This window comes from Citrobacter sp. Cpo090, assembly GCF_030332665.1.
Classification (GTDB): Bacteria; Pseudomonadota; Gammaproteobacteria; order Enterobacterales; family Enterobacteriaceae; genus Citrobacter; species Citrobacter portucalensis.
Genome location: NZ_JAOWHK010000020.1, coordinates 76,925 through 90,000 on the forward strand (window position 1 = coordinate 76,925; position 13,076 = coordinate 90,000).

Sequence of the window (13,076 nt, forward strand, 5' to 3'; positions counted from 1 at the left end):
CGGCTTAAATTTTTCGAAAGCCGGTATTTTTCACGCTCTGCTTAATCTCTTTATTCAACAGGTTAAGCAGTAGCATGGAACGCGCTTCGCCATCCGGTTCGGTGAAGATCGCTTTTAGCCCCTCAAACGCCCCTTCAGTAATAATCACGCTGTCCCCTGGCTGAGGAGTTTGCGGGTCAACAATGCCTTCAGGCTTGTAGATAGAAAGCTGGTGAATAACGGGAGAAGGGACGGTCGCAGGCGTCGCGCCAAAACGGACGAAATGGCTGACACCACGCGTGGCGTTGATAGTGGTGGTGTGGATCACTTCCGGGTCGAACTCGACAAACATGTAATTAGGGAATAGTGGTTCACTGACTGTGGTACGTTTACCGCGCACTATTTTTTCCAGGGTGATCATAGGCGTCAGGCAGTTCACCGCCTGTCTTTCCAGGTGTTCCTGGGCTCGCTGAAGTTGCCCACGTTTGCAGTACAGTAAATACCAGGATTGCATAATAACTCTTATCCGCTTGTTCTGAGCGCCAGCATAGCAAAAGCCATGCGTTAAGTTAATTATACCCGCCTCAACGCAGGCTGAAACCCAATGGGTATATACTCCCAGGGCTTATATGTATCGCCAGAGTTCACGCTAATTTAACAAAAATACAGCATCCCAATGATGAACGCCGTATAATGAAGCGCTTACGAAGAGGCCACAATGGACGCCATGAAATATCACGATTTACGCGACTTCCTGACGCTGCTTGAACAGCAGGGTGAGCTCAAACGCATTCCGCTTGAGGTGGATCCCCACCTGGAAATTACTGAAATTGCCGATCGCACCCTGCGTGCCGGTGGGCCTGCGTTGCTGTTTGAGAATCCTAAAGGCTATTCAATGCCGGTGCTGTGTAACCTGTTTGGCACACCAAAGCGTGTTGCGATGGGGATGGGACAAGAAGATGTCTCGGCGCTACGAGAAGTCGGTAAATTGTTGGCGTTTTTGAAAGAGCCAGAGCCACCGAAAGGATTCCGCGATCTGTTTGATAAGCTGCCGCAGTTTAAGCAGGTGTTGAACATGCCGACTAAGCGGTTGCGCGGTGCGCCTTGTCAGCAAAAAATCTACTCAGGCGATGACGTAGATTTAAACCGCATTCCGATTATGACCTGCTGGCCGGAAGATGCCGCGCCGCTGATTACCTGGGGACTCACCGTAACGCGTGGTCCGCATAAAGAGCGGCAGAATCTGGGCATCTATCGCCAGCAGCTGATTGGTAAAAACAAGCTTATTATGCGCTGGTTGTCCCATCGCGGCGGCGCGCTTGATTATCAGGAGTGGTGCGCGGCGCATCCGGGTGAACGTTTCCCGGTTTCAGTGGCGTTGGGGGCAGATCCTGCGACCATTCTGGGGGCCGTAACGCCCGTCCCTGATACATTATCCGAGTACGCATTTGCCGGGCTGTTGCGCGGTACCAAGACCGAAGTGGTTAAATGTATTTCCAACGACCTGGAAGTGCCTGCCAGCGCTGAAATCGTGCTGGAAGGGTATATCGAACCGGGTGAGCTGGCTCCGGAAGGGCCGTATGGCGATCATACCGGCTACTACAACGAAGTAGATAGCTTCCCGGTCTTTACCGTCACCCACATTACCCAGCGTGAAGATGCAATTTATCACTCTACCTATACTGGACGCCCGCCAGATGAACCTGCGGTGCTCGGCGTGGCGCTAAACGAAGTCTTCGTGCCTATTTTGCAAAAGCAGTTCCCGGAAATCGTCGATTTTTATCTGCCTCCGGAAGGCTGTTCATATCGTCTGGCCGTCGTGACGATGAAAAAACAGTACGCTGGCCATGCCAAACGCGTCATGATGGGTGTTTGGTCGTTTTTGCGCCAGTTTATGTACACCAAATTTGTTATTGTTTGCGATGATGACGTCAACGCACGCGACTGGAATGATGTGATTTGGGCAATTACTACCCGTATGGACCCTGCACGGGATACGGTACTGGTAGAGAATACGCCAATTGATTACCTGGACTTTGCCTCGCCGGTTTCCGGCCTTGGTTCAAAAATGGGGCTGGATGCCACAAATAAATGGCCGGGCGAAACCCAACGCGAATGGGGACGTCCGATTAAAAAAGATCCTGAAGTAACTGCGCGTATTGACGCAATTTGGGATGAACTGGCCATCTTTAATGACGGCAAAAGCGCCTGAGGCGCGATCGTTTTGCCTATTGATCCGACAGAGAGAGCGCATGACAACCTTAAGCTGTAAAGTGACCTCGGTAGAAGCTATCACTGACACCGTATATCGCGTTCGTTTAGTGCCAGACGCGGCGTTTTCCTTTCGTGCTGGCCAGTATTTAATGGTCGTGATGGACGAAAGGGATAAGCGTCCGTTCTCCATGGCATCAACGCCGGACGAGCAAGGATTCATTGAGCTGCACGTTGGCGCCTCTGAGCTAAATCTTTATGCCATGGCCGTGATGGACCGCATTCTGAAAGACCGGGAGATCAAGGTCGACATTCCGCATGGCGAAGCCTGGCTGCGTGACGAAGACGAGCGCCCGCTGATCCTGATTGCCGGTGGTACAGGGTTCTCTTATGTGCGTTCTATTCTGCTTACCGCGCTGGCGCGCAATCCAAATCGCGATATCACCATTTACTGGGGCGGGCGCGAAGAGAAGCATCTCTACGATCTCTCCGAGCTGGAAGCGCTGTCAGTGAATCACCCGAATCTGCGCGTTGAGCCAGTGGTGGAACAGCCTGAAGACGGCTGGCGTGGTCGTACGGGAACCGTGTTAACGGCAGTATTGCAGGATTACGGTACCCTGGCGGAGCATGATATCTACATCGCCGGTCGTTTCGAAATGGCCAAAATCGCGCGCGATCTGTTCTGTAATGAACGCAGTGCGCGTGAAGATCGCCTGTTTGGCGACGCTTTCGCGTTCATTTAAGCGCTGTGCGCCGGAGCCCTTCCGGCGCATCATCACCAACCTTACTTCTTCTAACAGGGTGCAAGCCCGGTCTCGTTGTTTCTCTTTTTCACCATATTTTTTAGTAAACATGTATTTTCTATCTATTCATCATAAAACTTAGCTTTTGTGACATGTCTCTTTTTGTTTAGTAAACAAAATTGGCAAACTAGACGCAATCAAATTGCGAGGTGCAAACGAGGAAAACCATGAGGCTCGGACTGGATATTGGCGGGACTAAAATTGAAGCGGTGGTTATTGATAACGCGGGTGAAATTGTTTACCGCGAGCGATGCGCGACACCAAAGCAGAGTTACGGTGATTTTTTCCAGGCCGTGACGGAGATGATTGCTAAGGCCAGACTGGCCGTTAATCAGCCTTTATCGGTTGGCGTTGGGGTGCCTGGCGCGGTGGATAGCGAAGGTTTGATTAAGAATTCGAACATCCTGGCGCTCAATCAGCAGGCCTTTGCTCAAGACCTTGAGCAAGCGTTAGGAATGCCCGTGCCGGTTACTAATGATGCCAACTGCTTTACTTTGTCAGAAGCGATGGACGGTAGTGGGCGTGGGCATAGCGTGGTATTTGGTGTGATTCTCGGTACCGGATGCGGTGGCGGAGTATGCATCGATAACCGGTTGATCTCCGGCCCCAACGCCTGTGCCGGAGAGTGGGGGCATAATGCATTGCCGCGCTACCACGAATCTCAGGACGGGGCTGGAGTGATGTGCTATTGCGGGCAGTTGAACTGTATTGAGAGCTTTATTTCCGGCAGCGGTCTGGAACGCCAGTACCTGAATCACACCGCGCAGCATGTGGGTGTTCCGCAAATTATGCAACGGGTAGAATCGGGTGATGCAGATGCCTGTTTGTTATGGGAACGCTATTGCGATCAACTGGCGCGCGCGTTGGCAAGCATTGTGAATACGCTCGATCCCGATGTTATCGTGCTAGGAGGAGGGGTATCCAATATCGATTTACTGTATTCGGGTTTGCAGGCGCGAGTGGCGCAGTATGTATTTGGTAAGCAGTGCCGCACACCGATCGTTCGGGCCCGCCACGGCGACAGCAGCGGTGTACGTGGTGCGGCCTGGCTGGGGGCACAACAAGCCATAGTAGAATCAATGAGAGTGAAATGACGAAACCTGTACGTATCAGAGATATTGCCGAAGCTTGTGGTGTCTCGGTTGGCGCTGTTTCCCGCGCCCTGAAAGGGCAGCCGGGGCTGCGTGAAGACACCCGGCTGCGCATTATTTCAGTGGCGCAGCAGCAGGGTTATGATTTTTCCCGTCTGCGCACTGACAAGATCAAACGCGTCCTGTTTTTGCTTCACCGCCAGCACAATATCAGCCGGGCATTGCCGTTTTATTCTCAACTACTGCTGGGGATAGAAGATAACTGTCGTGACCATGGTATTGCGCTGAGCTTTCTCTCCATTGGTCCAGGCGACGCGGTGAGTGAGCAAGTGCTGCTGCACCAGCCTGATGCGCTGATCTGTGCCGGATTTTTTGAGCCTGAATTACTTGGCTTGCTGCAACAGATGAAACTGCCGTTGGTGCTGGTGGATCTCTGGGCGCCGGGCTTGCCTTGCGTGAACCCGGATAACACCCAGGGCGGTTATCTGGCTACACAACATTTGATTGCACAAGGTCGCAGCCGTATTGCTTTTCTTGCCAGCACGCTTGCGCACTACAGCATCCGTCAGCGCGAGAAGGGCTACCGTCAGGCATTGTATGAAGCCCGTTTGCTGATGCCGCCAGAGTATGAAGCCATTGCGCCGCCGCTGCTGGATACCGAGCAATCTTTGGTGGAAGCGGTTAATGAATTGCTCAGGTTGCCGGAGCCGCCCGACGCTATTTTTGCCTATAACGATGCGGCAGCGCTGGTTGTGCAACGGGTGTGTGCGCAGCAGGGTATACGTATCCCGGAAGATCTCGCACTGGTTGGGTTTGATGATATCGATTCTGCGGCTTGGTCACATCCACCACTCACTACCATTGCGGTTGATAAACAACAATTGGGGCGTGAAGCGCTGCGTTTATTGCTGGAAGAAAATCAGGAAGAGAATCTGCTGTTGCCGGTGCAATTAGTTGTACGCGGCAGTTCAGGGAAATAAAAAACCCGCCCCTGACAGGCGGGAAGAACGGCAACTAAACTTTCTCTCTTCGCCATTGGCACCATAGCTGTGTTGGCTGCGCTCATTCACCCGAATCACTTACTACACGTAAGCTCATCGGGGTTCATTCACTTGCCGCCTTGTTCTGGCACCAATGGCTTTGAGATAACATTTCGTAGGCCGGGCAAGCGAAGCGCCCCCGGCATGCTTTGATTAAACTCGCTCAAATACCGTCGCGATGCCCTGGCCTAACCCGATACACATCGTCGCCAGGCCAAACTGTACGTCTTTGCGTTCCATCAGATTGAGCAGGGTGGTGCTGATACGCGCCCCGGAGCAACCCAGCGGATGACCCAAAGCGATCGCTCCGCCGTTGAGGTTGATCTTCTCGTCAATCTGCTCCATCAGCCCCAGATCTTTAATGCACGGCAGGATCTGAGCGGCAAAGGCTTCGTTCATCTCAAACAAGCCGATGTCGCTGGTGGAAAGTCCCGCTTTTTTCAGCGCGAGTTTTGAGGCCGGAACCGGACCATAACCCATAATTGACGGGTCACAGCCAACAACAGCCATCGAACGAATACGGGCACGTGGCGTCAGACCCAGCTCACGGGCGCGACTTTCGCTCATGACCAGCATCGCCGCAGCGCCGTCGGAGAGTGCGGAGGAGGTACCGGCAGTGACCGTTCCGCTAACCGGATCGAACGCCGGGCGCAGGGTGGAGAGCGCTTCAACGGTTGTTTCCGGGCGGATAACCTCATCGTAGTTAAACTGCTTCAGCACGCCGTCGGCATCATGGCCGCCGGTCGGGATGATTTCGTTTTTAAATGCGCCAGACTGTGTTGCAGCCCAGGCACGAGCATGTGAACGTGCGGCGAAAGCATCCTGCATTTCACGGCTGATGCCATGCATACGCGAGAGCATTTCTGCAGTCAGACCCATCATTCCCGCGGCTTTTGCCACGTTGCGGCTCATGCCCGGATGGAAATCAACGCCGTGGCTCATTGGTACATGGCCCATGTGCTCCACGCCGCCAATCAGGCACGCCTGAGCATCGCCGGTCATGATCATGCGTGCCGCGTCGTGCAGCGCCTGCATTGATGAACCGCACAGGCGGTTGACCGTGACGGCCGGAACGGAGTGCGGAACTTCCGCCAGCAGCGCGGCGTTACGGGCGATGTTGAAACCCTGCTCCAGCGTTTGCTGCACACAGCCCCAGTAAATATCATCAAGCGCGGATGGCTCCAGCGCAGGATTTCGCGCCAGCAGGCTACGCATTAAGTGTGCGGAGAGATCTTCTGCCCGCACGTTACGAAACGCGCCCCCTTTCGAACGGCCCATCGGGGTACGGATCGCATCAACAATTACAACCTGTTCCATTGTGACTCCTTAAGCCGTTTTCAGGCTGCCAACCGGGCGGGCAGGCTCAACCTGGGGATAATACGGTTCGTTATGGCGCGCCTTATCACGCAGACCTGCCGGAACTTCATACAGTGCTCCGAGGTGCTGATACTGCTGGGCCATATCGAGATACTTCGCGCTGCCGAGCGTATCCAGCCAGCGGAACGCGCCGCCGTGGAACGGAGGGAAGCCCAGGCCATACACCAGCGCCATATCGGCTTCTGCCGGGCTGGCGATAATGCCTTCTTCCAGACAACGCACCACTTCGTTGACCATTGGGATCATCATGCGGGCGATAATCTCTTCATCGCTGAAGTCGCGTTTCGGCTGGCTGACTTCTGCCAGCAGATCGTCAACGGTGGCATCCTCTTCTTTCTTCGGCTTGCCCTTGTTGTCTTCTTTATAACGCCAGAATCCAAGACCGTTTTTCTGTCCGAAACGGTTCGCATCAAACAGGGCGTCTATCGCGTCGCGATAATCTTTCTGCATACGCTGAGGGAAGCCTGCGGACATCACAGCCTGCGCGTGATGCGCGGTATCAATTCCCACCACGTCCAGCAGATAAGCCGGGCCCATCGGCCAGCCAAACTGTTTTTCCATGACTTTGTCGACTTTGCGGAAATCCGCCCCGTCGCGCAGCAGCTGGCTGAAAGCGGCAAAATACGGGAACAGCACGCGGTTCACGAAGAAACCGGGGCAGTCGTTGACCACAATTGGCGTTTTGCCCATCTGGCTTGCCCACGCGACAACTTTGGCGATGGTTTCATCCGAGCTTTTCTCGCCGCGAATGATCTCAACCAGTGGCATGCGGTGTACTGGGTTAAAGAAGTGCATCCCACAGAAGTTTTCCGGGCGCTTGAGCGCGCTGGCCAGCTCGTTGATTGGGATGGTAGAGGTATTCGACGCCAGTACGGTGTCCGGGCGTACCTGATCTTCGGTTTCCGCCAGTACCGCTTTTTTCACTTTCGGGTTTTCCACGACAGCTTCAACCACCACGTCCACACGCTCAAAACCGCTATAGTCGAGGGTTGGATGAATAGTGGAAATCACGCCCGCCATTTTCAGACCGTCAATTTTGCCGCGCTCAAGCTGTTTGTTCAGCAGCTTGGCCGCTTCGGTCATGCCCAGCGTTAATGATTTGTCGTTGATATCTTTCATGACAACCGGCACGCCTTTCCAGGCTGACTGGTAAGCGATGCCGCCACCCATAATGCCTGCGCCCAGCACCGCAGCTTGCTTCGGTGCTTCAATATTTTTGGTGAGCTTTTTGGCTTTGGCTTTCACGAACTGATCGTTAAGGAAGATCCCAACCAGCGCGCGAGCTTCACTGGTGTGCGCCAGTGGAACAAAGCTTTTATTTTCCAGATTCAGCGCTTCTTCACGGCCAAAACGGGCCGCTGCTTCAATGGTTTTTACCGCGGTAATCGGCGCGGGATAATGCTTACCTGCCGTCTGTGCCACCATGCCTTTAGCGATGGTAAAGCTCATAGCCGCTTCAATTTTGCTGAGTTTCAACGGCTCCAGCTTCGGCTGACGTTTGGCCTTCCAGTCGAGGTCGCCGCTAATCGCCTGACGTAATACCGCGATCGCGCCATCAAGCAGTTTGTCTTGTTTCACTACGCCATCGACCAGGCCAATTTTTAGCGCCTGCTCAGCACCAACATCTTTGCCTGCCGCAATAATTTCCAGCGCGCTGTCCGCACCCAGCATACGTGGCATACGCACGGAGCCGCCAAAGCCCGGCATAATGCCCAGCTTGGTTTCCGGCAGACCAATGCGCAGGTCCGGCGTTGCCAGACGATAATCGGTTGCCAGAACACACTCGCAGCCGCCGCCCAGCGCATAGCCATTTACCGCTGAGAGGGTCGGAACAGGTAGATCTTCGAGGCGATTAAAGACGCTGTTGGCAAAATGCAGCCACTGGCTCAGTTGCTCTTCCGGCACGAGGAACAGTGAAAGGAATTCGGTGATATCGGCACCAACAATAAAGGCTGCTTTGTTAGAACGCAGCAGCAGCCCTTTTAAATTCGGTTGTTTTTCCAGCACATCAAGCGCATGGCCCAGGCTGGCAACGGTGGCCGTGTCGAGTTTATTGACCGAACCAGGGGCATCGAACACCAGTTCGGCGATGCCATCTTCCAGCCAGTCTAGGTACAGGGTGTCGCCTTTGTAAAGCATGTCAGTCTCCTGAATCCGCAAGGTGATCTGGTCATACCAGATGAATCGAAGTGTGTGTTTTATGTTAATAAAATGCAAATGAATGATTAAAGAAATGACGATTTGATCACGCTCGGCAGAAATCACGCACTCACAAAGCGATGTGCTAAGATGCGGAGACTTGAGGTCAAAAAAACAGAAGGATAGAAAATGGAATCACTGGCCGCACTCTATAAAAATCATATCGTTACCTTACAAGAACGGACACGCGACGCGCTGGAGCGCTTCAAGCTGGATGCGTTACTTATTCACTCAGGCGAACTTGTTAACGTCTTTCTCGACGATCATCCGTACCCGTTTAAGGTCAATCCGCAATTCAAAGCCTGGGTGCCTGTCACGCAGGTTCCTAACTGCTGGTTGCTGGTGGATGGCGTAAACAAGCCGAAACTGTGGTTCTACCTGCCGGTCGATTACTGGCACAACGTTGAGCCGCTACCCACCTCTTTCTGGACGGAAGAAATTGAGATCATCGCGCTGCCGAAAGCGGATGGCATCGGTAGCCAACTGCCTGCTGCTCGCGGCAATATCGGTTACATCGGCCCGGTTCCAGAACGTGCCCTGCAACTGGACATCGCGGCCAGCAACATCAACCCGAAAGGGGTGATCGACTACCTGCATTATTACCGCGCCTATAAAACGGACTACGAACTGGCCTGTATGCGCGAAGCGCAGAAAATGGCGGTAAATGGACACCGTGCAGCGGAAGAAGCGTTCCGTTCTGGAATGAGCGAGTTTGACATCAACCTCGCTTACCTGACTGCGACCGGTCACCGCGACACCGACGTGCCATACAGCAACATCGTTGCGCTTAACGAGCATGCTTCGGTTCTTCATTACACCAAGCTGGATCATCAGGCGCCGTCTGAAATCCGCAGCTTCCTGCTCGACGCTGGTGCGGAATACAACGGCTATGCGGCAGATTTGACGCGTACCTGGTCGGCGAAAAGCGATAACGACTATGCACATCTGGTGAAAGACGTTAACGACGAAGAGCTGGCGCTGATTGCCACCATGAAAGCAGGCACCAGCTACGTGGATTATCACATTCAGTTCCATCAGCGTATCGCGAAGCTGCTGCGTAAGCATCAAATCATCACCGATATGAGTGAAGAGGCGATGGTGGAAAACGATCTTACCGGGCCGTTTATGCCGCACGGCATCGGTCACCCGCTGGGCCTGCAGGTTCATGATGTCGCTGGCTTTATGCAGGACGACAGCGGTACCCATCTGGCCGCGCCGTCGAAGTATCCTTACCTGCGTTGCACCCGCGTACTGCAACCGGGCATGGTTCTGACCATCGAACCGGGCATTTACTTCATTGAATCTCTGCTGGCGCCGTGGCGTGAAGGGCAGTTCAGCAAACACTTCAACTGGCAGAAAATTGAAGCCCTGAAACCGTTCGGCGGTATTCGTATTGAAGACAACGTGGTGGTCCACGAAAACAATATCGAAAATATGACGCGGGATTTGAAACTGGCGTAATGGACAGTTGGTTAATCCCTGCGGCGCCGGTTAGCGTCGTCGAAGAGATCAAAAAAAGCCGCTTCATTACGCTGCTCGCCCATACGGACGGCGTAGAAGCGGCAAAGGCGTTTGTTGAGTCAGTCAAAGCGGAACACCCGGACGCCCGCCACCATTGCGTGGCGTGGGTGGCGGGTGCGCCCAATGACTCGCAGCAGCTGGGATTTTCAGACGATGGCGAACCGGCGGGTACGGCAGGTAAACCGATGCTCGCGCAGCTGATGGGGAGCGGCGTCGGCGAGATTACCGCTGTAGTCGTGCGCTACTACGGCGGTATCCTTCTCGGTACTGGAGGGTTGGTAAAAGCCTACGGTGGCGGTGTGAATCAGGCGTTGCGCCAGTTAACGACACAGCGCAAGACGCCATTAACCGAATATACTTTGCAGTGTGAGTACGGTCAGCTGGCAGGCATTGAAGCCTTGCTGGGGCAGTTTGACGGTAAAGTCGTTGCCAGTGATTACCAGGCTTTTGTTCGGCTCAGGGTGGCGCTTCCTTTTGCCAAAGTGGATGAGTTTTCGGCAAAACTGGCGGATTTTAGTCGTGGTTCATTGCAATTGTTAGCGATTGAAGAATAATCCCCACCTCATTTTAAAGAACTAAGGAAGCGGCAGAGATGCATTTTCGCGCCATCACCCGAATCGTTGGACTACTGGTCATCTTATTCTCGGGGACAATGATTATCCCTGGACTGGTAGCGCTCATCTACCGCGATGGGGCAGGGCGTGCATTCACCCAAACTTTCTTCGTTGCTCTGGCGATCGGCTCCATGCTGTGGTGGCCAAACCGTAAAGAGAAGGGCGAGCTGAAATCGCGCGAAGGATTTCTGATTGTCGTTTTGTTCTGGACCGTTCTGGGCAGCGTGGGTGCGCTACCGTTCATCTTTGCGGAAAGCCCTAACCTGACGATAACCGACGCTTTTTTTGAATCCTTTTCCGGATTGACCACTACAGGTGCGACGACGCTGGTGGGGCTGGATTCATTGCCACATGCGATTCTCTTTTATCGCCAGATGCTGCAATGGTTTGGCGGGATGGGGATCATCGTGTTGGCGGTGGCTATCCTGCCTATTCTTGGCGTGGGTGGGATGCAGCTCTATCGGGCAGAAATGCCGGGGCCGCTGAAAGATAATAAGATGCGCCCGCGTATTGCCGAAACGGCGAAAACGCTGTGGCTTATCTATGTATTACTGACGGTGGCGTGCGCGCTGGCGCTATGGTTTGCCGGGATGCCCGCGTTTGATGCCATTGGGCACAGTTTTGCCACGATCGCCATCGGTGGTTTTTCCACACACGATGCCAGCGTGGGGTATTTCGACAGCCCCACAATTAACACCATCATTGCTATCTTCTTGCTGATCTCCGGTTGTAACTATGGTCTGCACTTCTCTTTATTAAGTGGGCGTAGCCTGAAGGTTTACTGGCGCGATCCGGAATTCCGCATGTTTATCGGCGTGCAGTTGACGCTGGTGGCAGTCTGTACGTTGGTGCTGTGGATACACAATACCTATGGCTCGGCGCTCACGACGATCAACCAGGCCTTTTTCCAGGTGGTATCGATGGCGACGACAGCCGGGTTTACCACGGATAGTATTGCCCGCTGGCCGCTGTTCCTGCCAGTGCTGTTGCTGTGTTCTGCTTTTATCGGCGGCTGTGCCGGGTCGACGGGCGGTGGTCTGAAGGTGATTCGTATCCTGCTGCTGTTTAAGCAGGGTAACCGCGAATTGAAACGACTGGTCCATCCGAATGCGGTTTACAGTATCAAACTGGGTAACCGTGCGTTGCCGGAGCGAATCCTTGAAGCAGTGTGGGGATTCTTCTCTGCCTATGCGTTGGTCTTTATTATCAGTATGCTGGCGATTATTGCGACCGGTGTTGATGACTTCTCCGCGTTTGCCTCCGTTGTGGCAACGTTGAATAACCTGGGGCCTGGACTGGGGGTTGTTGCCGACAACTTTGCCAGTATGAACCCTGTGGCGAAGTGGATCCTGATAGCCAATATGCTGTTTGGTCGTCTGGAGGTCTTTACTCTGCTGGTGCTCTTTACCCCTACCTTCTGGCGTGAATAATGGAGTAACACGTGAAAACACTGATTCTTTTTTCTTCCCGGGACGGACAAACGCGTGAAATCGCTGAATATCTGGCTTCTGAACTCAAAGAGCTGGGCGTTTGGGCAGATGTTGTTAATTTGCATCGTACCGCGGAGCCGGACTGGCAAAATTATGACAGCGTGGTGATTGGCGCTTCGATTCGCTACGGTCATTACCATGCTGCTTTTCAGGAGTTTGTGAAAAAGCATGCCACACGGCTGAATTCGATGCCGAGTGCGTTCTACTCCGTAAACCTCGTTGCCCGTAAACCGGAGAAACGTACGCCGCAAACCAACAGCTATGCGCGTAAGTTTCTGATGAGTTCACCGTGGCGACCAGACCACAGTGCAGTCATTGCGGGTGCTTTGCTGTATCCCCGCTATCGCTGGTATGACCGCGTTATGATCCAACTGATAATGAAGATGTCAGGCGGTGAAACAGATACGAATAAAGAAGTGGTGTATACCGATTGGGAACAGGTTGCGAGATTCGCGCGGGAAATTGCCCAATTAACCAACAAAGCGTTGTTAAAATAAGCGCAAAGAATAAAAAATACGCACTCGGAAGATTATTTTAAATTTCCCCTTGTCAGCCTGAAATAACTCCCTATAATGCGCCTCCACTGACACGGAACAACGGATTACAAGCCGCCGGGTCAGCGGGGTTCCACTGAGAACTTCGGCGAAGAAAGTGAAATTAAATGCTTGACTTCGTAGCGGGATGGCGTAATATGCACACCCCGCGCCGCTGAGAAAAAGCGAAGCGGCACTGCTCTTTAACAATTTATCAG

General features: G+C 53.5%; 11 protein-coding genes. 8 read left to right on the forward strand and 3 right to left on the reverse strand.

Annotation, left to right across the window (positions count from 1 at the left end):
* Positions 1-4 precede the first annotated feature (4 nt).
* Positions 5-493 (reverse strand): transcription/translation regulatory transformer protein RfaH, encoded by a 489-nt coding sequence (gene rfaH, locus OGY83_RS01165; protein ID WP_043019003.1) that lies wholly within the window; start codon positions 491-493, stop codon positions 5-7.
* Positions 494-697: 204 nt separating this feature from the next.
* Here rfaH and ubiD point away from each other — a divergent pair, with 204 nt between their 5' ends.
* The 4 genes from ubiD (at position 698) to OGY83_RS01185 (ending at position 5,064) form a co-directional block, all read left to right on the forward strand.
* On the forward strand, positions 698-2,191 hold the full coding sequence (gene ubiD, locus OGY83_RS01170; protein WP_286634949.1) for a 4-hydroxy-3-polyprenylbenzoate decarboxylase: 1,494 nt from the start codon (positions 698-700) through the stop codon (positions 2,189-2,191).
* Between the two features lie 40 nt (positions 2,192-2,231).
* Positions 2,232-2,933, forward strand: a complete 702-nt coding sequence (gene fre / locus OGY83_RS01175; RefSeq protein ID WP_003828903.1) for an NAD(P)H-flavin reductase — start codon at positions 2,232-2,234, stop codon at positions 2,931-2,933.
* A gap of 227 nt (positions 2,934-3,160) precedes the next feature.
* On the forward strand, positions 3,161-4,087 hold the full coding sequence (locus OGY83_RS01180; protein ID WP_079939613.1) for an ROK family protein: 927 nt from the start codon (positions 3,161-3,163) through the stop codon (positions 4,085-4,087).
* Positions 4,084-5,064, forward strand: coding sequence for a LacI family DNA-binding transcriptional regulator (locus OGY83_RS01185; protein WP_286634950.1), 981 nt, complete (start codon positions 4,084-4,086; stop codon positions 5,062-5,064). Before OGY83_RS01180 ends, OGY83_RS01185 begins: the two co-directional genes overlap by 4 nt.
* 213 nt (positions 5,065-5,277) lie before the next feature.
* Here the strand turns inward: OGY83_RS01185 and fadA are convergent, their stop codons facing one another.
* Both fadA and fadB read right to left on the reverse strand, forming a co-directional pair.
* A complete protein-coding gene (gene fadA, locus OGY83_RS01190) occupies positions 5,278-6,441 on the reverse strand; it encodes an acetyl-CoA C-acyltransferase FadA (RefSeq protein ID WP_003828895.1) in 1,164 nt (387 codons plus the stop codon).
* 9 nt (positions 6,442-6,450) lie between these two features.
* Complete coding sequence (fadB, locus tag OGY83_RS01195) at positions 6,451-8,640, reverse strand: fatty acid oxidation complex subunit alpha FadB (RefSeq protein ID WP_286634951.1); 2,190 nt, start codon at positions 8,638-8,640, stop codon at positions 6,451-6,453.
* Between the two features lie 189 nt (positions 8,641-8,829).
* Here fadB and pepQ point away from each other — a divergent pair, with 189 nt between their 5' ends.
* Genes pepQ through hemG form a run of 4 tightly spaced genes read left to right on the forward strand, consistent with a single transcriptional unit; the run spans position 8,830 to position 12,822 of the window.
* Positions 8,830-10,161, forward strand: coding sequence for a Xaa-Pro dipeptidase (gene pepQ / locus OGY83_RS01200; protein ID WP_032950648.1), 1,332 nt, complete (start codon positions 8,830-8,832; stop codon positions 10,159-10,161).
* On the forward strand, positions 10,161-10,775 hold the full coding sequence (locus OGY83_RS01205) for an IMPACT family protein (RefSeq protein WP_003017851.1): 615 nt from the start codon (positions 10,161-10,163) through the stop codon (positions 10,773-10,775). The genes pepQ and OGY83_RS01205 overlap by 1 nt, the downstream gene beginning before the upstream one ends.
* A 38-nt stretch (positions 10,776-10,813) precedes the next feature.
* Positions 10,814-12,265: a Trk system potassium transporter TrkH gene (gene trkH, locus OGY83_RS01210; protein ID WP_003017848.1), complete on the forward strand. Its 1,452-nt coding sequence runs from the start codon at positions 10,814-10,816 to the stop codon at positions 12,263-12,265.
* 11 nt (positions 12,266-12,276) lie between these two features.
* On the forward strand, positions 12,277-12,822 hold the full coding sequence (hemG, locus tag OGY83_RS01215; RefSeq protein ID WP_032945724.1) for a menaquinone-dependent protoporphyrinogen IX dehydrogenase: 546 nt from the start codon (positions 12,277-12,279) through the stop codon (positions 12,820-12,822).
* Positions 12,823-13,076 lie beyond the last annotated feature (254 nt).